The sequence below is a fragment of the Brucella tritici genome, assembly GCF_008932295.1.
GTDB classification, from domain to species: domain Bacteria; phylum Pseudomonadota; class Alphaproteobacteria; order Rhizobiales; family Rhizobiaceae; genus Brucella; species Brucella tritici.
Map to the genome: position 1 here is coordinate 58,467 of NZ_WBWA01000023.1, position 20,319 is coordinate 78,785.

The window sequence follows — 20,319 nt, forward strand, 5'->3', positions numbered from 1 at the left end:
CGCATAGCGAGTTGCCGTATGCTTGCAACTTTGCCAGTCCCGCCTCCAATCATTAGCGTCTTTGGGTGCATAGATCGATTTCACACGAAAACGACGGTGCAAGAAAAGTCTCTTATCGCCGCTGAACGACTCGACAGCAATGAGGCCTAGAACAGCCGATGAGCTCTCGCATCATTAACTTTCTCGATTAGTGCCAGCTTCTTGACCATCCTTCAGAGCGATAATGCAAATCAGCATTTGCTGAAGCATAATTGTTGATTTCCGAGAAAAATTTGCTGCATGTTCGGCGATCACGCATCGTGATCCATTAAATGCAGCGATCAAACACCTAGTTTTGCGGTGAACGGAGTAAGCAGAACGCCTCGCCACGGAAGCGAAGTGCAACATAGGTACATTGGTTCATATGAGCAATCAGACAGGCCTGCTCCGGTGCTGCCATTTCTTCCATCGTACAGCGCTCTTGCGCACATACGTCACTATAAATCTGACCGGTGGGGATATAAGCAACGTAAAGTGAGGTCCTCGATCCTTTTGGGTTGAGTGTCTCAAACGCAGCTATCAACCTCTCGAAGGCTGTGCGATCCTCGCCCACAGGGTTAAGATCAATCCCCAACTCGCCGACCTCGCCTACCATTTTCATATAACGTAGATGCTCGGCTTCAGAACAAACAAGTCGATCAGCCTTCGCGGAGATCGAATACACCAACATTATGGCACTGAAGATAATCGCTAACTTCCGCATTTTTCCCTTTCCGTCTATGCCTTGCGTGCCGTGTAGGTTTTCGTTTTTCGCGTCAAATCTCATTAGTCTGACAAACAGGCGCAATTAAAATCGACATCATCGGCTTGGACAACCCGGAAGCGATTACTCCAGTTTGCACGTTGGAACGAACGACTTATTATAATCGTCGTTCATTTTGCGCGCTTCTTCGGTGTATTCGAGCGGCGTTCTGTTCGGTGGCGGCGGCCAGGTGAAAGCTTCGTTAGCGCATTTGCGAGCAGCTGCCCAACAGGCAAGGCCGCGCGGATCTGACCCGTAGGACGAGATTCCGTTGCTGATCTTCGGCATTTGTAAAGCCTGCTTTTCAGCCTCTTCCCGCCGACTTGCCGGATCGCCTACATTCTTGAACTGATAATGTCCATCCGGCGAAACGTGGCCCTCCTCCACGCTGAAAGACAACGCCCCATTCGCCCGACAGATAATGTGGTCCTTTTCCACCGCTTCAGGTCCATAAGACGCAGGCATGTAAGGCCAGCGAATAATTACCTCCAGTGCACCTCCCACCTGACGCATGGAACCAATGTCCACCATTGCATCAGTTGGTGACTTGTCCCCACTGCTGGAAACCCATTGAGCCGAACCGCCTGCGATCCACTTCTGATCCACTTTCTCCGCAACGCTAACATCGGCAACCAGTATGGCGGCAACGGCGGAGAGAATACCGGATATTCGCATTAAGGCCCCTACGAACTGTTCGATGAAAGAATAGGTTTGTCAGCATAGTTTCCAATTCTGACTTCCGCTACGCGCGATTGTCATGAAACAACGCCTGAAACTTCCTCACCCACACTCTTTTCGGTGCCTATCTAAAACCGATCTCTCTTGACTATTCGTCAGGTTATAGACCTGAGCCGGCTTCCACGAACTCTTGTTCTCAGCTGAGAACACATCTTGTTTGGTCACTTCGCGCGACAGCGTAGGGCCCTACCTGATCGCGGGTAATTGCCTTTTCTGCCTGGATCGCGTTAACCTATCATTAACTTTAAAGTTGTTGACGACTCACATCGATCCGGTCATTCTGACGCTCAATCCGATTATTTTCCTTGTTGAGCGATTTTAATGATCCACAGCGCCAATGCCACTAATGTCAAGCAGTCCGTAGAAAAGTCGTTAACTCGGCTTATTGAAGCGGACGCCGACACACTGAGCGCCCAGCTTCAACACCTTCGCGCACGCGCATTCCCGCCGACAGCACAGAAAGAGTTACGTAAATTTGCTCCCGGCGAGGCAGCAAAGCTGATTGGAATCAGTGACGTTTATCTCCGCACCCTCGTAAACGACGGTGTTATTGGAGACGCGGAAAAGAACGCCGCTGGTAGGCGCCTCTATTCCTTGGAGCAGATCCATGCTATCCGGCATCACCTGAGTAATAATAAAAAGAGCTATGACCAACGTCGTAGAGAAGACGATCGACTTCAAGTAATAGCCGTTACTAATTTCAAAGGTGGCTCAGGCAAAACCACTACCGCTGCACATTTAGCGCAGTACTTTGCACTTCGCGGTTATCGTGTTCTAGCCGCAGATCTAGATCCTCAAGCGTCATTGTCTGCCTTATTTGGAATACAGCCGGAATTTGACCTCGAACCTAATGAGACGCTTTACGGTGCAATCAGGTATGATGAAGCTCAACGGTCACTCAAAAGCATCATAAAAGCTACATATTTCAGCGGACTCGATATCATACCTGGTAATCTCGAATTGCAGGAATTTGAACACGAAACTCCTCGCGCCTTAACATCAGCGTCGCGATCAACTGACAAATTGTTTTTCACACGAGTAGCATCCGCGCTGAAAAGTGTGGAAGACGACTATGATATCGTGGTTCTCGATTGCCCCCCTTCGCTTGGTTACCTGACCCTGTCGGCACTCTGTGCCGCAACTTCGGTGCTTGTAACAATTCATCCCCAAATGCTCGATGTAGCATCAATGAGTCAATTCTTGCACATGACCGCTGGCCTTTTTGATGTTGTTGAAAGAGCAGGAGGCAATGCGAACTATGATTGGTTTCGCTATGTGCTTACTCGTTACGAACCAAACGACGGCTCCCAGTCGCAGATCGCGGGCCTTCTTAAAGGACTATTCGGAGATCGGGTACTAACTAATTCGATGGTCAAGTCCGCCGCGATATCAGACGCGGGAATTACGAAACAAACCCTTTACGAGGTCGGCCGCGAAAACTTTCATCGGCAGACGTATGATCGTGCGATCGAAGCTCTCGACGCCGTCAATCATGAACTCGAAGAACTAGTGAGAGATGCGTGGGGTAGAAAATGAACAAGCGCCGTGATGCTTTACGAGATTTTCTAACACCGATTACGACTAACCATGAGTTCTCAGCTGAGAACACACCTAGACGGCCGCAGGTGTCTTCAGGCGCATTGCAAAGCATGAATGATGCCATCACCGGCCTATCGAATGAAGCTGACGAGCTTCGCAAAGCGCTATCCGATGGCCAAGCTATTGTAGAGCTCGATGCAAATCTCATTGATGCATCCTTTGTCAAAGATCGCCTAGATGAGCATACAGGCGCGGATTTTGACGCTTTATTGAATAGCATTCAGGAGAACGGTCAGGCAGTACCCGTGCTTGTAAGACCAAATCCTGATCAATCCGGCCGTTATCAACTTGCTTACGGACATCGGCGCGTTGCGGCCCTTAAACAGCTTGGCCTAAAGGTCAAATCGTTCATTCGAGACCTGTCCGACGACGAGTTGATTATAGCGCAAGGTAACGAAAACCTTGAACGCAAAGATCTCTCTTTTATTGAGAAGGCATTATTTGCTCGGCGCCTGGAAGACCGTGGAACGACGAGAGCGGTGATCATGGCAACGTTCGGTACCTCATCGAGAGGCGTTTTATCCGAAATGATTGCGTTGGCACGAAAGTTACCTGAAGAGCTCATACAGGCTATTGGCGCAGCGCCAGGTATTGGACGTCCGAAATGGGATTCGATGGCTACACTGCTAGCCAATAAGCCTAACGCGTTTGAAACCGTTATTCGGAACGAAACTCTGCAGACTCTAAATAGTACCGAACGCTTTGAAGCGATCTTCGCGTCGCTTAAGCAAGCGAACAAAGTATCAACAAACACAGCGGGTCATGCCTGGCGATCTGATGACTCACAATTAAGAGCAGTTACCAAATCCAAACCTAAAGGATATGCTGTCGAGTTCTCAGAGCCTGAAGGAAAAGCGTTTGGAGCGTGGATATCGGATAATATGAAGCGCTTATATGAAGAATATAAGGACAGTAAACAGCCCAATTAGGAGACTTAGCAAAAGAAAAAGGCCCCCAAACGTTACCGTCGTGGAAGCCTCTCTCAAAGTTCTAGCAGACTGAGAATCGCATTTCCCCGAATCGGTGTCAAGAGTCGTAAGCGTCTTTTTGGCGGTTGGATTTCTTTTGCCTTTTGAAAGGTGAGAGGGAATGCAAATTCTGAAAACTGACACGTCCGCATTTCTTGGGCGAATGAAGGTCTTTGCCCAAAATTTTGATCGGCAGGAAAAACCTGAGCAGGGGAGGGGCATAAACAGATGGGCGCTTTACAAACAACTCTGCGTAGCTAAGGCAGAATTCGGTCTGAACGATCGTTGCCTAGCTGTGCTGAGTTCGCTGTTGTCATTTCTGCCTGACGATGAATTACTTGAGAAAAGCGGCATCGTCGTTTTCCCATCCAATAGACAGCTTTCGCTACGCGCCCATGGCATGCCGGAGTCCACACTGCGCCGACATCTGGCATCTCTGATTGAAGCTGGAATCATTGCGCGCAAAGATAGTCCGACGCGCAAACGGTATGCTCATAAAGATAAGGAAGGCGGCGTCGAACTTGCTTTCGGCTTTTCATTTGCGCCCTTGCTCGATCGCGCATCTGAAATTGCTGCAATCGCGGATAAAATTCTCGCCGATCAGAAAACACTGAAGCGTCTTCGCGACGAAGTGTCGGTCATGCGCCGAGATATGGCGGCAGCTTTTGCGGATAGCGCCAAAGAAACAGGTGAGCTCAGTGAGCGTCTCGAAGCATTGTTCATTCGTTTCCGTGCCGTTGTCGACGCTATCCCTCGCCGCGCGTCTCTTGATGAACTGTCCGCTATCAAGGCCGATCTTGAAGCCATTGGTGGCGAAATAGCTATCGCTTTGAAAACAATAGAGATTGTTCCAGAAATGAGCGGCAGCGTCGCTCAATCTAAGCGGCAGCATAATGAATCCCTGCCAGAATCCTTTTTTGAATCTCAAAATGGCGAAAAGAATGATTTGAAGGTGCTTTCGTCGGAAGCATCCGTTCCTGTCGACAGCGAAAGTGAAAACTCTGATCGAACTCGAACTTCAATTTCTCTCGATCAAGTGCTTCGAACCTGTCCAGATATCCGTGAGTATGGTGCTAAAGGGATTAACACATGGCGTGAGCTTTTCGATGCTTCGCGGATTGTCTCTGGCTTTCTCGGCATCAGTCAGTCAGCCTATCAGGAAGCTATACATTTCATGGGCGCAGAAACCGCTTCAACCGCTATTGCGTGGATCCTGCAGAAACTGGCGTCGATCAACTCGCCTGGTGGATATCTGCGATCTCTGACGCAGAAGGCGAGGGGAGGGACCTTTTCAATCAGTCAGCTTCTGTTTTCAGGGATGAAGGCCAATGGCGGACAAGTCTCTGCGTAATCCAGTCCAAGCGAGATTCGACCGGCTGCGGTCCTTTGTCTGGCGTGAGAACTCGTCGCTGTTGATTTGCGTTACATGTTGAACCAGCGGGGCGCGGACGATAACCTGTACTTATCAGAGGTTATAAGCCCGTATGGTTAACGTCACGGTAACGAAAGCAATGGCTATATTCGGTTTCATATCGGAGAATTTATCCAATACATTGACTATGTTAGTCTATGGAGTGCGGGTAATGTTCAGGGGTTAAGCGGGGCAGGTATGGTGGCAGTGCCATTTTACCGGGCAATTGCACGCAGTATCGCAATCTATCATAATCCGGTCTTTGACAGAAGATTGCTTACAATTGCATTTTGAAGAAGGCGCGGATGATAGAGCTCGATATTGATAGTTTGGATGAAGACATGTTGACGGCACTGAACCGTCGCATCGTTGAGCGATTGCAGTTTCTCCATCAACAAAAGACAGCCGCTGTGCTGCAGGAGATCAAGCTCGGCAGTGGCGTGATGTTTGAAGGGCCAGATGGTACGATGGTTCGAGGCTTTGTTATTCGTCGCAATCGCAAGACAGTGACGGTGCACACGGATGACGACAAACAGTGGAATGTTTCACCGTCGTTACTGAGCTTAACGGGCGGTCATATTATGGATAAAGCACCAACAAGAGCAGGGCAGGTGGTCCCATTCTCAAAGCCTGGCCGTCGTAAGTAAGTAGGATCAGGCTTTTGCGATAATGAGAGCTGCAAGCTCCGGGGTCGTTGGCCGTTGAGTGGGCACGCCAAGCCGGTCGCCGAGGTAGTGCCAGAAGGAAAGCCCGAGTTTCTTGCAGGTCTTCATAAGACCCAGCATGGTATCGCGGGCGATACGTCCATCCCGGCTCATGGTGCCGCCGGAGATTTTTCGTTTAGTGACGCAGCTGCGCTGATCATTCTCGGAAGCATTGGTGTGCAACGGGATTTCTGGTCGTTCGAGAACTTTCAGCAATTCCTGTTTACGACGCAGTAAGTGTGCCAGAAGCTTATCCAGATCAGTATATCCGGTGCGGATGGAAAAGATCCGATCGAACCTGACTTCAAGGGCCTGAGCTGCACGTCGGCTGGGACTTCGGGCAAAGTCTTTCAAAAGCTTGTAAAAGAGCCAGATGAGTTTGCGCAGCATTTCGACATGTTCCATCTGCTGTGGTTTTGCTGGCATCAGCTTGTGCAACAAGCGTTCAGCATGCACCCAGCACAGGGCATGGTCTCCCACCCGGAACTGCCCCGCATCGTCAGAGACAATCACCGTATTGCCCATAAGCCCGTGATATCGGATAGCTCCCCATAGACCAGCTTCGCTGACAATTCGAAGTACATCTTTGTCGAAGATATCAACGCCGTTGCTGAGCAGATGCTCAAGAAACGGCACCTGATTGGGAAAGTGCTGTGGTTTGCGGGTTCGCAAGAGCGCTATGATTGCAGGATCGGTGTTACGGGCCAGCAAATAATCAAAAGCCGCATCGTTGAGAACATAATCCCGGTAATTACCGCGTAGCAGAGCGAGAAAGTTCAGCCGTGATTTCGTCTTTGTGGTTCGAAAGACGCTAAAATGCGCGTTGCCGATATGAGTAGTATAGAAGCTATCGCGGGCATGTCGGGCACCGGTGTCGTCGACCGTCACATAGGCGGCTGACACCAGACCAGCATATAGAACTGCCGCATCTTCAGCCACAAACCCATCCATCTTCTTTGTCAGCAGACGAACAACCTGTCGTTTCGAGATGTCCACGCCGATATCGTTCAACAGCGTCGATAGTCGTTCCATCGTCACCTGGCCCTGTGCGTGCAGCATGAAACAGAGCCGCCGCAGATTAGGTCCGTAACCTCCGACGATTCCTGTAGGCAGCGGCGCAAGAATTGTTTTACCGTCCGGTGTCACCCAACATTCGCGCCGGTAATGAATAATCTCAGCGCGCAAAACCACATCCCGAACGTAACAGCTTTTGTAACCTTTAAAGCGTGATCCAGCCGGAGCATTGGCATGAAGAACAACATCACGGTCAACGCGTTCGACATCCCGTTTTGGTCCACGTGGTTTCTTTTTGCTTGGCTGTTTATCCTGCGCCTTCGCGTCTGTGGCCTTGTCCATGCCTGACGGTTTGAACGGTGGTCGTGGTGGCAGGTTTTTCAGCCGCGCAATTTCATCGCGAAGCAGTTGATTCTCGACTTTAAGCTGGGTGTTTTCCAGACGAAGCTCGGCATTCTCCTTACGGAGTGCTGCATTCTCAGCTTCCAGTCTCTCAAGCCGAGCCTCTGCATGTTCTGCTTTCTCAACCAGACCTGTGACCAGACTGCGCAACGCATTCAGTGAAAGCGTATCAGCATGCTTGGGCGAGGGAAGCGTTCTCTTCGGCATCTCAACAGAGAATCATGATTTGCCAAAATCAGGAATCCCATAGGCATGAAATATCGATGCGAAACTCGCGATATGCACAGTGTTTGATATTTCTGACTTCGACTCAAAATCAAAAGAACTGCCAACAAATATGCCCCGGTTACTAAGCGGGGTAAGCGTGGCAAATTCGGTGGCAATGTCGAACGCGTAGGCAATCTCGGCAGACCCGATGCGCGCTGCTGTACTGATCTTGCGAGCGGTCAGCGTTCCTGGTTCGAAAGGGGAGGGGAGTGTTCAGGCCCGCGCCGCGATCAATGTCGCGAGCGGCGGGATCGGCTCCGGACTGCCGATCTCCAGCCGGTCGCCCAGATAGTGCCAGAACGATAGACCCAGCTTCTGGCACGTCTTCATCTATCCAAGCAGCGTATCGCGGGCAATGCGGCCGTCACGGCTCATTGTGCCGCCAGAGATCTTCCGCTTGATGACGAAGCTGCGCAGATCGTTTTCCGAAGCGTTGGTGTTGAGCGGGATTTCCGGGCGGTCCAGCACCCGCAACAGCTCGGCCTTGCGGCGCGACAACCGCAACAGGAGCTTGTCGACTGCAACGCGGGAGACCCTTTGAGCCAGGCTGACCCGCTTGGGCGGCAATTACATCTCATGGCAAAATCGGTTGGCCGTGATATCCACAAGATGCATGCTTTCGTACGGTTTCGCGAATTACTTGAGACTGGGTTGCGTCGTCGCTTTGCAGCCTGGTTTGAGCCGGAGCATAATATAGTCGAGCCGGGTAGTTCCTTTTTCGCAAAGCGTTTCGCGGATATGGACTGCGGGATCGCCACGCCAAGGCTTACAGCTCGATTTGAGGCCGGCAGACTTAGTTACCACCCAGGCGGTACACGCCCTGACTTATCGGCAGATGCCACCGAAACGCTTTGGGGCACCTATTTCGCGAACATCTTCAATCCGGCACGGGTAAAGCTGAATGCGATGCGCGCGGAAATGCCTAAGAAGTATTGGAAGAACCTACCCGAAACGCGCCTGATTCCAGATATGTTACGAGATGCCGAGTCGCGAGTGGAGCGAATGCGCGTGGCCGCAGAAACGTCACCAGCGGCTGGCGCAGTCGCGATTTCGACCCGTTATCGCGCTGCGATGCCACAAGCGCCCGAGTTCCCTCAGACAATGGTCGAAGCGCGAGCGGCTGCCGGACATTGTCGGCGATGTGGATTATGCGAGGCTGCAACCCAGACTGTTTGGGGTGAGGGGCCCGAAGACGCTGAGCTCATGATTGTAGGAGAACAGCCGGGTGATCGTGAGGATCTGGAAGGTCGACCGTTCGTAGGTCCGGCAGGTCACCTCTTGCGTGAAACCATGGTTGCAGCAGGAGCAGAAGTTAGGCAGACATGGCTGATCAATGCAGTTAAGCATTTCAAGTTCATGCCGCGTGGCAAGCGCCGCCTGCATCAAAATCCTGACCGGCAGGAAATCCTGCATCGTCGCTGGTGGCTGGGGCTCGAATTGGCTTTCATCCGTCCACGCATGGTGGTTGAGTTGGGGGCCTCTGCGGCGTTCGCTCTGACGGATAACAACGCTCCTCTTACTTCGCGACGCGGTCAGGCTGAAATTGGGTTACATGATGGACCGGTGCTGATCTCCTGGCATCCATCCTATATCTTGCGGTTAAACGACAGTGTCGCGAGAGAACGTGCAAGGCGTGAATTGATCGAAGATATAATCCAAGCCGCTCGCATGGACGTATCTTTCTGACCTGTCAATGTTTCAGCTTCGATCAGGAGAGATCAATAAAAGGAAGCCGCCGGCGCGTTCGGTGTGTTAGTTCACTGACAGCAGTGGCCATTACTGCTCCAATGTCGGCACTTGCCGTAATTCCCTGCACGAAAGGCTGGTCGTGCATCAGATACGGCAGTGCGCCGAACGCAATCTTGCCACGTGCAATGTCCGGTGCCAGCAAAGTGTAGTCGTCTGAGACGTCCGGAATATCCTCTCCGACCGAAACGAGTTGCCGGCGCAGTGACGGAAACGGCAAATCCTTCGTCTTGAGTGGCTTCTGGCCTCGGGCGTCGATGAACACGTCGAATGTCCGTACTTCCGTGCCAATGGCGATGACGGTGTGATCCTTCCTTACCTCCATGTCGTAATCGTGCCCAAGTTCGAGGACGTCTATCAGGCCGGCCTTGCGCAGCGCCAGCAGTCTGCGGATCGATTCCGACGGGATGGCAGCATAGTTGTCAACGAAGACCTTGCAGAGTCCTGTATCGAACCGCTCGCGGTCCTCTTCATTGAGACGCGGAATGATCTCCTGCACGACCTCGTGCAGCCGAAGGATTGCATAGCGCCAGGGGACGGTATGCTTCTCCCGCTTGTTGCGCTCCACTTCTTTGAGATTGTATTCTGCCCAGCGGAACGCATCGTGGTTTTGCCGATCATCAAAGTACGCGTCAGCGAAGCTGTCAGCGTCGAGCTTCGAAAGTGAAACACGCTCACTCCAGGCCGGATCGGCCACCTCGATTTCGCGCGCGACCAGGGCAAATATCCTGTCAAGCAAGCCACTCTCGCCAGTCTGGATCTCCCTGTTGATCGCCTGCTCCGTGGCAATCTGCAAGGGCTCGTAAGGGATAGGGCAATAAAAATCCGCTTCTGGCAGGATGCCTGAACGGGACATAAGCGTTATCGCCAGACTTTTACTGTCCGGGTCAAGGTCGAAGCTCAGGTTGTCGTTATCTTCCTCAATGAAGCTTCCATGTTGGGCAACGACCGCCATTGCTGCGTCGATGGCGCTAAGCGATGTTCCCATAATACCCACTTTACACGCAGGTATCCTAGCTTCGATCAGTCCAGACCAGGGGCTGGGATAATAATTGCGCGTTGCCTTTTCATCATCGGGCCAGACGTGTCCGGTGGCGATGACGACGAGATCGAAGAGTTTCGAATCGAGCTTCCCCTCAGACCAGAGCTTTACACCATTGGTGGTGGCTTCGATATCCGTTACCTCGCTGGATTCGTGCACTTCGACTGCAAATCCTTTTCGACGCGCTGCCTCGACAAGAGCCAGAAACTGATCCCGGAAATATTCGCCCAGCAGAATGCGAGGCAGGAATTGTCGATCGTGAAGATCTTCCTTGTCGACCCGGTATCGAGCGAGACGCGTCTCGTCCTGCTCGCGCAGCCAGTCGAGATAGGTCGAGGTAATCGGTGGTATCTCGATGCTGGCGATGTTGGCCAGCATCATCCGGCTGTTCTCATCGTCATTATAAGGCATGCCTACGCCAGCTTCATCTTCCTTCTCGTAGATCGAGATGGACATTTGCTCTGCGAATTTGAGCAGCGAGAAGAAAGTATAAATCCCGGTCGGACCGGTGCCGACGATAGCAATGTTCTTCATGGGCAATTACCAATTTCTCCACATTCCAATACATGCGGTTAACGGCCCGGCTGGGCCGGGCCGCTTGTGTTTGCACTTCGAACATCTCTTCACATCAGTTGTATGCCGCGAGATCAGAGCTTGACGGTATCTTCACGCGCCCATAAGCGGAGCTTACGGCACGACACGACGAAGTCGGTGGCCGCCCTTGAATTGTCGAGCGGGATCAGCCCTTCGTCCATTTCGGGCTCGATACCGGCCTTGGCGAGCAGCGGCATCGCGCCTGCGGTAAAGCCAATGAACTTGCAGTGGGCAAAAGCGTCTGCAACAAAGTCTCTTGCAGTGGACTCACTGAGAAGCCTGTTGGCCGCTTCTACAGATAACACAAGCGCTACAGCATCAAACAATACGGATGGACCACCGTCAATCATATGGTCCGCCTCCATCCATTCGCCGCTGGAAGCTTCGAAACCTCCGACCGTCGGCGCAACCAGTTCCACCATCGCGCCTTCCTTCTCCGCGGCGTGCCGGATACCCTTGAGCACCTGTGCATCCGTGTCATTGGCGACAAGCACGCCGATCTTTCTGCCCTTGAAGCTGCCGGTTCCGTTCTCAATAATGCTGAGCGCGGGAGACGGAGCAAGATCGTCACGCACGGGCACCATCGCGTCCGCAGCCTTCGGCATCTTGCGGATGCCGAGCTTGCCGGCGACCGTTTCCGCAAGATTGGCATCGATATTCAGCAGATGAGATACAACACGCTCGCGGATCGCCGGTGCTTCCACCTTCGACAGTTCGAAGGTCAGCGCCATGGCGATATGTTTTTGCTCCACAGCGGTCTGGCTCAGATAGAACTGCCTCGCCTGGCTGTAATGATCGGCGAAGCTCTCCGGTCTAAGGCGAACTTTCTGTCCGTCTTCCTGCGCTGCAAACGACCGGAACCCGCGCCTGGGGTCGGGCCTCGGCCCTTCGCCCCAGGAATTAGGCTGGTAATTTGCCCGTCCGACAGGATTGCGCATCGCCATATGGCCATCCTGCTGGAGATGGTGGAACGGACACTTCGGCGCATTGATCGGGATATGCGTGAAATTGGGGCTGCCCAGTCTTTTCAACTGCGTGTCGAGATAGGAGAAATTGCGCCCCTGAAGCAGCGGGTCATTGGAGAAATCGATGCCGGGGGGAACGTTCTGCGTCATGAACGCGACCTGTTCAGTCTCGGCAAAGAAATTATCCGGCATCCGATCCAGCACCAGCCGTCCGACCGGTATTGGCTTGATGACTTCTTCCGGAATCAGCTTCGTCGGGTCGAGCACATCGAAATCGAAACTGTCCGCGAAGTCCTGATCGAAGAGCTGCACGCACAGTTCCCATTCCGGAAAGTCGCCAGCTTGTATCGCAGTCCACAGATCGCGCCTGTGAAAGTCCGGATCCGCACCGTTGATTTTCACCGCCTCGTTCCAGACAACCGATTGGAGGCCGAGTTTCGGTTTCCAGATGAATTTGACGAAAGTCGACTTGTCCTTGTCGTTCAGGAAACGGAACGTATGAACACCAAACCCCTCCATAAAGCGGAAGGAGCGCGGGATGGCGCGATCCGACATGACCCACATGATCATGTGCATGGATTCCGGCGTCAGGCTGATGAAGTCCCAGAAATTGTCATGGGCTGACTGGGCCTGCGGAAAAGCCCGGTCAGGCTCCTCCTTGACGGCATGGACCATATCCGGAAACCGGATGGCGTCCTGGATGAAGAAGACAGGAATGTTGTTGCCGACAATATCCCAGTTGCCTTCCTTGGTGTATATCTTGACGGCGAAGCCGCGCACATCTCGGGCAAGGTCGAACGAACCCTTCGAACCGGCGACCGTGGAAAAACGGACGAAGACTGGCGTCTTCTCGCCAACCCGTTGGAAAATGTCTGCGCGCGTATATTCGCTGAGTGACTTTGTCGTCTCGAAATAGCCATGCGCACCGTAGCCCCGCGCATGAACCACGCGTTCGGGAATACGCTCATGGTCGAAGTGAAAGATCTTTTCCCGAAAATGGAAATCCTCAATCAGCGTAGGACCTCGATCGCCGACCTTGAGCGTATTGAGGTCATCCGATATCGGCCCCCCTTGGGCGGTCGTCATGGTTTGCGTTTTCTCGTCGGCGAGTTGATGAAGGTCTCCGCCTCGGCCTGCGTCAAGCTTCTGATCATGAAGCTTGAGCGACTTCCGCCCATTTGTGGTCTTGTTGCTGGCTGACATGGCTGGCTCCGATTCTTTCGCGATCTATGTTCAAATGAAAAGGGTGCCGAGTGGCACCCTTAGCTCATGATCACGCTGCTTTGGCGCGTTGGTTAGCTGACGCATCCGCAAGTTTCGTCAGATCACTGTCCGTTTTGGATTCTTCCTGCAACGTCTGGTCGAGTAGTTTTGCAGCGTCGGTCATGCCAAGCTCCGTCGCCCACCGCTTCAATGTCCCATAACGAGTGATTTCGTAATGTTCGACCGCCTGTGCAGACGAGATCAGGCCGGCGTCTAACGCCGCGGTATCCTTGAATTCCTCCATGATCTCCTCGGCTTCGGCGATAATTCCCTCGATCGCATCGCAAGTCTTGCCTCTTGCTGTCTTGCCCATGATTTCGAACACTTGGACTAGTCGCTCGACGTGGCCTTCAGTCTGTTCACGGTGCTTTTCGAAAGCCGTTTTCAAATCTTCAGAGTGCGCTGCACGCTTCATTTTTGGCAGGGCCTTGAGAATTTTACGTTCAGCGTAATAGATGTCCTTGAGAGTATCGTGGAATAAGTCTTCGAGATTTTTTTCCTTGGCCATAATTCATCTCCTCTTATGAATTGGTTACCACAAATCGCCGGTAAAGTTCCGGCAGTAAGTGATCAATGGCTGATGAGACAGGCAGGAAACTGCGTCTCTGCCTCCTCGTTTAACGCCGTGTCGAAATTTAAGTTCCCGGCCGGACGGCCACAGTTTCTATTCCGACAGAAGCGTTCGATGAGATATCTGCGACTGATTTGTGGGAACTCCTACCTTGCGCAGGCGCCGGCCCCTTCCCATCTGACGGAATGTCAACTGTTTTCAAAAAATCCGATCCGCATCATGCGGAACAAAATCTCGCAGACGCAGTTTCCCACGTGGCGATAACACCCGCCAAGCGCCAGAAACTCATTTAACACCGGGACATGGCGCAGCCCTGCCTAGCTCGTCCCTCGGCAGGGCAATTTATTCATTATCCGCGGGGTCGTACGAAGCTCTGCGGATAAAGCGCGCGGCAAGGACATGCACCTCATTTGTCGAGCGCGGCCCCGACGACTCCGGGAAGGGCGTCGGGGCTTTTTCTTTCCCAACCAAAACGAGGTTCGAATGATTCGCTCATAAGCCGGAACCAATCGGACGGTGATTCGTTCGGACTCAATTGCAGGTTATTCGTATGAATCGCTGTGATTGTGTTGGGAGTATGCGAAATGGTTGCGCCAAGGGCGAATTGGAAGGGTTTTATCAAGTTCGGAGAGGTGTCCTGCCCTGTGGCACTCTATACCGCCGCCTCAACATCCGAACGAATCTCATTTCATACCATCAATCGAAAGACCGGAAACCGCGTGAGACGCGAGTTCGTTGATATCGAAACCGGCAATCCAGTCGATAGAGACGATCAGGTCAAGGGATATGAGGTAGATGACCATCGCTATGTGGTTCTCGAACCGGATGAAGTTGCAGCTGCCGTTCCTGATAGCGACAAAACCCTTCGCATTGAAGCATTCATTCCCTGCGATCAGGTAGACACGGCATATTTCGACAAACCTTACTATCTTGCTCCAGACAAAATGGGGACGGAGGCATTCGTGCTTTTGCGCGACGGCATGAAAAAGGCCAAGGTTGCCGCTATAGCTCGCACCGTCCTGTTCCGCCGCATGCGGACCGTACTCATTCGAGCACACGGGAAAGGGCTGACAGTATCCACCCTGAATTTCGATTACGAAGTCCGCTCCGCCCAGAAAGCATTTGACGATGTTCCAGACATCAAGATCGAAGGCGAAATGCTGGAACTAGCAGAACACATCATCAACACCAAGGCGGGCGAGTTCAATGAGCGCAATTCCGATGATCGATACGAGGATGCAGTTGCTGAACTGGTGAAAGCGAAGATCGAAGGACGAAGCCTGCCTAAGAAGAAGGTTCCCGTTGCGTCCAAGCCGAGCGAACTCCTTCAGGCTTTTCGGGAAAGTGCCGGAGTTGGAGCCAAGAAAACGAAGCGTGCCGCCGCAAATGCAGATCGTTCGCCCGCTCGCAGGAAAACGGCTAAAGCCGCATCGAAGTCCCGCCAATCTGCAACGCCCGCGCGCCGCGCAAGTTAAGGGAGACGTGAAATGGCTGTTCGTCCGTATTGGAAGGGATACTTGAAGCTCTCGCTTGTTACCTGCCCTGTCGAAATGATGCCGGCTACTTCTGACAGCGAAAAGGTGCGCTTTCACACGCTGAACCGACAAACCCAAAACCGTGTCGTCAGTCGTTATGTCGATGCCATAACTGGTAAGGAAGTCAAGGAAGGCGACGAGGCGAAGGGTTATGAGCGCGGAGAAGGCGAATACATACTTCTCGATGACGATGAACTTGAAAACGTTGCTCTCGACAGCACCAAGACTATCGATATTGAAATGTTCTCGCCCCGTGAGAGCATCGGCTGGATATGGCTGGACACTCCATATTATCTGACCCCGAGTGATCCGGTGGGGGAGGAAGCCTTCGCGGTAATCCGTGAGGCGATGAAAGCTGAGAACAAGGTGGGAATATCGCAACTGTTTCTATCCCGCCGCGAACGAGCCGTCATGCTGGAACCGCGAGGCAAGGGTATCGTTCTCTGGACGCTGCGTTATGGCGATGAAGTGCGCGATGAGGATTTGTATTATGAGAAAATCGGCGACGACAAAGCGGACTCCGATGCCATGCCGTTAATCGAGAAACTAATCAAAAAACAAACGCGAGACTGGAAGCCGGATTTGGTTACGGACCCAGTTCAGGAACGGCTGCTCGACATAATCGCAGACAAAAAGAAGTCCTTGAAGAATGCGCCTAAGAGCAAGCCGAAAGCCAAGGAGGGACCATCCGGCGGGAATGTCGTCAACATTATGGATGCGCTACGGAATTCGTTGAAGAAAGAAAGCAGTAAGACGAAATAGCGGGGAGGAGGATATATGATGGTACAAAAGAGAAATCCATGGTCCGATCCTGACTTGGTCAGAGAGAAGGAAGCGATCGATCCGTCTCAAGTGGAGCCGAGCGATCATCAGGAGAAGCCTACGCACGAACAATCGAACGCTCCTGGCAATCCGAACGTTAAGGTTCCGAAAGAGCCATATCCCGACCGTTCTAAGTACTACTAAAACAAATAAACTTCATAATCGATGAAACTTTTTCATAACTGACGTGTTTTCTCAACGAGAGTGTAAAGCCCGAAACAAGTTCTATCCGCTTGTGGGGAGTTTTTATCTATTTGAAGGAGATAACCAGCATGAACTCTATCATCTATTTAGTAGGTCTAGTCGTTATCGTGTTGTTCATCCTCTCGTTTCTGGGGTTACGTTGATGGTAGATCCTACTATTGTAGAAAACACGTCTGATCGCAGCTATGTAGATTGGGCGGCCATCTTTGCTGGCGCTACGGTAGCATCGGGCGTGATGGCGGTCCTGACAACATTCGCCGGTGGTCTTGGCCTCAGTTCATTCTCCGTTGATGACGGAGGAGACATAAGCACCGTATGGCTTGTCATAACTGCTCTCTTTATCGTCATATCGACGGTCGCCTCTTATATGCTTGGGGGGTATATTACCGGAAGAATGCGCCGACCCGCTGGGACTGCAACCCGTGATGAATTGACCGTTCGGGATGGCCTGAATGGTCTGGTAGTGTGGGGTCTTTGTACAATTGTATCGACCTTACTACTCGTCAGCGCTATTTCGGGCGGCGCGAGAGCGGTTGGAAGTGCTGCTGAAACAGCGGTGCAAACCGCTGGCACGGTCGTCGGTAGCACCGCGCAGGGCGCCGGTCAGTTGGCTGGCGGGATCGTTTCAGGTGCCGGACAAGCTGTCTCAGGGCTGGCACAAGGTGCAGGACAAGCAGTCGCTCCATCTGTTGAGCAGATGTTGCCACAAGGATTGAAAACCAACCCATTGGACTACCTTACTGATAGTCTGCTGCGCACAGACGCTCAGGGCAACTCTGTTGCTGGGCAGGAAGCACAAAATTTGGCGGATTTTCAACGTCAGATAACCGGCATCCTGGGAAACCTACTTAATTCGGGTGAAATCTCCGATGCAGATCGCGCTTGGCTCACCAATCAGGTAGCGGCTAGGACTGGTCTAAGCCAGAATGACGCCCAAACACGTGTAAACCAAACAGTCGAACGCGTTCAGGCTCTTCGTACTGAAGCACAGACAAAAGTTGAAGAAGCAAAGAAAGCTCTTGCCGATGTAAAGGCGCAAGCTGAAAAAACTGCTGAAGATGTAAAAGCAAAAGCAACCGACGCGGCTGAAAAAGCTAGGATAACCGGTATTCTAACTGCGTTCTTGCTCGCAGCATCCGCTCTTGTTGCAGCCGCCGCAGCTTACATCGGAGCCGTCCACGGTGGTCGACATCGCGACGAAGGAAGAATTTGGGGTGGCCTATCTTACCGTAGATAACCAACCCGCTTACACAACAGAGGCTCTGGAGCAATCTGGAGCCTCTTAATCGTTATAGATCCTATGCAAGCTCGCCGCGGAGCTTGATAATCTGCCTCCGCTTTTCCATGGAGGATGATCATGAGCGCTGAACGTGTCAACGATTGTTATGTCGCCCTCGAACTCAGCCAACGCACATGGCTGATCGGCTTTCTTTTGCCCGGCACGGATAAGGTTCAGATAATGACGGTTGCCGGTGGTGACGCCGAAGCTCTTCTGTCGGCGCTCGGAAGGATTGAAAGCCTGGCAGGAACCCGGTTGCCTGCAGAATGCACCATGGTGTCGATGCGGGTCTGCTACGAGCCCGTTTATGACGGCTTCTGGCTTGCCCGTTATCTTATCGATCGCGGCATCGATACCACAATCCTGGACCCATCCAGCTTTCTGGTTTCGCGACGAGGCCGACGCGTGAAGACAGATCGCATCGATGTCGAAGCGATGGTGTTTACGCTGAAGGCGTATTTGCTCGGAGACAGGTCAGTTTGTCGACCAGTTCGGCTGCCCTCAGTCGCGGAAGAAGACGCGAAGCGTCTTTCTCGGGAACGCACACAATTGAAGAAGGAGCGCACGCGGCACGTCAATCGCATCCGCGCCTTGCTCGTGCTTCACGGTATCCGCTCTGTTCCTGGTCTTTGGGGAGGACGCTGGAAGGAGGCACTTTCGAATATCCGGACCGGTGATGGCAGGGAATTAGGGCGGTTCATCTTCCGTGAGCTTTGCCGCCAGTTTGAACGGCTCGATCTCGTGCACTCGCAGCTCAAGAGCTTAGAGAAGGAGCGCATTCAGGCTTGCGAGACCGAAGGAGCCATCAACGACAGCGGGAAGATCAGGGTGCTGAAGCAGCTTGACGGCATCGGTGAAGTGGGTGCCACACAGTTGGTCGCCGAAGTGTACCATCGAACATTCAAAAACCGAAAGCATCTGGCCTCTTACCTAGGACTGTCACCCAGCCCCTATTCCAGTGGCGAGGTCCATCGGGATCAAGGCATCAGCAAAGCCGGAAACAAACAGGCTCGAGTGATGCTCGTCGAACTGGCGTGGTGCTGGCTTAAATACCAGCCACAGAGCGAACTGACGCGATGGTATCGCGCCCGCTTCTCGGGGCATGGAAGTCGGTCCGGGAAGGTCGGAATAGTCGCCTTGGCCCGCAAACTCGCAATAGCGTTCTGGCGGTTTATCGAAGATGGCGTAGTCCCTGAAGGGGCTACACTAGCAGTCGCCACCAAGTAAGGTTTGACTGCCGACGGGCAGTTGAAGGGGAAGCGCGGCTACCGTGCGTAGAGATGGACATCAGACGCCGAGTTGTAGTTTGGTAACGCGCTTCAAGCAGACGCCTGGCCACCATGAATCGGGATTATGGTCGGGAGCAATGGCTCCAGCCGAATACAAGTCGAGGCACCAGTGTGCCAGATCGCCAGACGACGGCGAATAACTGGAGGAAAGCAATTTTGGGCAAGATGGAAGAAGGATTGACAAACACCGCTTCATACAAGTCGCTTGTTAAGCGGGCACGCGGCTTTGACGGGACCGTGCAGGGGCGTTCTCAAGTCCAGGATAGGATTGAAATGAATTGCCGGCATAACAGCTGCAGTCGGAGAGACGTCAAACCGTATAAAATTGTAAGACCATTATTCTCCGACTGACGCTGTATTGGGGCACGAACTGATCCTCCAGAAGAACAGGATAATCTGTTTGAAGCCCGATAGTTCCCGATCAGATTTGTTCAGCCTGGGAACCAGTCGCGGTTTTTAGTGGTTATACAGCAAGGAAAATACGACTGGGTTACCCATTGCTTAAAAAGTCTTCCGCTGTCCCACAGCTCAAAAACGCTGCTACTCAGGACGGGCTGCTTCACGTCAGCGACACCGCGCCGGGAATTAGACGGCTGCGTTGTGGGAGTGGTTTTCGTTATGTCCGTTTTGATAAAAAGGCGATTTCCGCTGCTGATCGAAACAGGATTGCTAAGCTTGCCATTCCACCTGCATGGAGCGATGTCTGGATATGTTGCGATCAGCGCGGGCACATACAGGCGACCGGTCGCGATGCGCGCGGAAGAAAGCAATATCGTTACCATTCCGCGTGGATGGCGATGCAGGAGGAAACCAAATTCTCAAGTCTGCTAGACTTCGCCCGTGCACTCAGCCGACTGCGTAAAGCACTTGATGCCGATATGCAGCGACGCTCGCTCTGCCGTGAAAAGGTCATAGCGACCGTCATCTGGCTGATGGATCGGCTATTGCTGCGGGTTGGAAATCCAGATTATGCGCGGGACAACAAGAGCTTTGGGGTTACTACGCTTCGCAATCGGCATTTGCGGGATGAGCGTGGCGGATTGCGGCTCGCATTTACTGGCAAATCGGGCAAAATGTGGAGTCTCAAGCTTTCCGATAAACGAATTGCGCGTATCATACGCTCCA

Annotated in this window: 16 protein-coding genes and 1 pseudogene; 10 read left to right on the top strand and 7 right to left on the bottom strand. The window is 52.6% G+C overall.

Going from position 1 to position 20,319, the window contains the following annotated elements:
• Positions 1-328: 328 nt before the first annotated feature.
• Entirely contained in the window at positions 329-805 is a 477-nt protein-coding gene (locus tag F9K91_RS19560) for a hypothetical protein (protein WP_151678518.1), read from the bottom strand.
• Positions 806-865: 60 nt separating this feature from the next.
• A complete protein-coding gene (locus tag F9K91_RS19565; RefSeq protein WP_151678519.1) occupies positions 866-1,456 on the bottom strand; it encodes a hypothetical protein in 591 nt (196 codons plus the stop codon).
• A gap of 384 nt (positions 1,457-1,840) precedes the next feature.
• On the opposite strand from F9K91_RS19565, the gene repA reads away from it, so the two are divergent.
• From repA to F9K91_RS19585, 4 genes are all read left to right on the top strand, one after another.
• Positions 1,841-3,055 (top strand): plasmid partitioning protein RepA, encoded by a 1,215-nt coding sequence (gene repA / locus F9K91_RS19570; protein WP_151616225.1) that lies wholly within the window; start codon positions 1,841-1,843, stop codon positions 3,053-3,055.
• Positions 3,052-4,047, top strand: coding sequence for a plasmid partitioning protein RepB (gene repB / locus F9K91_RS19575; RefSeq protein WP_151654396.1), 996 nt, complete (start codon positions 3,052-3,054; stop codon positions 4,045-4,047). Before repA ends, repB begins: the two co-directional genes overlap by 4 nt.
• Positions 4,048-4,207: 160 nt before the next feature.
• Entirely contained in the window at positions 4,208-5,437 is a 1,230-nt protein-coding gene (gene repC / locus F9K91_RS19580; protein WP_151654394.1) for a plasmid replication protein RepC, read from the top strand.
• A gap of 365 nt (positions 5,438-5,802) precedes the next feature.
• A complete protein-coding gene (locus tag F9K91_RS19585) occupies positions 5,803-6,144 on the top strand; it encodes a hypothetical protein (protein ID WP_412842182.1) in 342 nt (113 codons plus the stop codon).
• A 6-nt stretch (positions 6,145-6,150) separates the two neighbouring features.
• Here F9K91_RS19585 and F9K91_RS19590 read toward each other — a convergent pair whose 3' ends face one another.
• Both F9K91_RS19590 and F9K91_RS26795 read right to left on the bottom strand, forming a co-directional pair.
• On the bottom strand, positions 6,151-7,824 hold the full coding sequence (locus tag F9K91_RS19590) for an IS66 family transposase (RefSeq protein ID WP_167522236.1): 1,674 nt from the start codon (positions 7,822-7,824) through the stop codon (positions 6,151-6,153).
• A gap of 273 nt (positions 7,825-8,097) precedes the next feature.
• Positions 8,098-8,403, bottom strand: a pseudogene (locus tag F9K91_RS26795) (IS66 family transposase); the annotation flags it as partial.
• Between the two features lie 57 nt (positions 8,404-8,460).
• On the opposite strand from F9K91_RS26795, the gene F9K91_RS19600 reads away from it, so the two are divergent.
• A complete protein-coding gene (locus tag F9K91_RS19600) occupies positions 8,461-9,570 on the top strand; it encodes a UdgX family uracil-DNA binding protein (RefSeq protein WP_235913307.1) in 1,110 nt (369 codons plus the stop codon).
• Positions 9,571-9,592: 22 nt separating this feature from the next.
• Here the strand turns inward: F9K91_RS19600 and F9K91_RS19605 are convergent, their stop codons facing one another.
• The 3 genes from F9K91_RS19605 to F9K91_RS19615 form a co-directional block, all read right to left on the bottom strand.
• Entirely contained in the window at positions 9,593-11,206 is a 1,614-nt protein-coding gene (locus F9K91_RS19605) for an FAD-NAD(P)-binding protein (protein ID WP_151678520.1), read from the bottom strand.
• A 113-nt stretch (positions 11,207-11,319) separates the two neighbouring features.
• Positions 11,320-13,434, bottom strand: coding sequence for a catalase (katE, locus tag F9K91_RS19610; RefSeq protein ID WP_038595097.1), 2,115 nt, complete (start codon positions 13,432-13,434; stop codon positions 11,320-11,322).
• Between the two features lie 70 nt (positions 13,435-13,504).
• Entirely contained in the window at positions 13,505-14,002 is a 498-nt protein-coding gene (locus F9K91_RS19615) for a YciE/YciF ferroxidase family protein (protein ID WP_038595100.1), read from the bottom strand.
• A gap of 647 nt (positions 14,003-14,649) precedes the next feature.
• On the opposite strand from F9K91_RS19615, the gene ku (F9K91_RS19620) reads away from it, so the two are divergent.
• The 5 genes from ku (F9K91_RS19620) to F9K91_RS19645 form a co-directional block, all read left to right on the top strand.
• The gene (gene ku, locus F9K91_RS19620; RefSeq protein ID WP_151678521.1) at positions 14,650-15,540 is read left to right on the top strand and encodes a non-homologous end joining protein Ku; all 891 of its coding nucleotides are present in this window, start codon (positions 14,650-14,652) and stop codon (positions 15,538-15,540) included.
• A 12-nt stretch (positions 15,541-15,552) separates the two neighbouring features.
• Positions 15,553-16,362: a non-homologous end joining protein Ku gene (gene ku, locus F9K91_RS19625; protein WP_151678522.1), complete on the top strand. Its 810-nt coding sequence runs from the start codon at positions 15,553-15,555 to the stop codon at positions 16,360-16,362.
• A gap of 406 nt (positions 16,363-16,768) precedes the next feature.
• Entirely contained in the window at positions 16,769-17,863 is a 1,095-nt protein-coding gene (locus tag F9K91_RS19635) for a hypothetical protein (RefSeq protein ID WP_151678524.1), read from the top strand.
• Positions 17,864-17,983: 120 nt separating this feature from the next.
• Positions 17,984-19,132 carry an IS110 family RNA-guided transposase gene (locus F9K91_RS19640; RefSeq protein WP_151678525.1) on the top strand — a complete coding sequence of 383 codons (1,149 nt, stop codon included), beginning with the start codon at positions 17,984-17,986 and terminating at the stop codon, positions 19,130-19,132.
• 559 nt (positions 19,133-19,691) lie between these two features.
• A partial coding sequence (locus F9K91_RS19645; protein WP_167522237.1) for a DNA topoisomerase IB occupies positions 19,692-20,319 on the top strand: 628 nt, incomplete at its 3' end.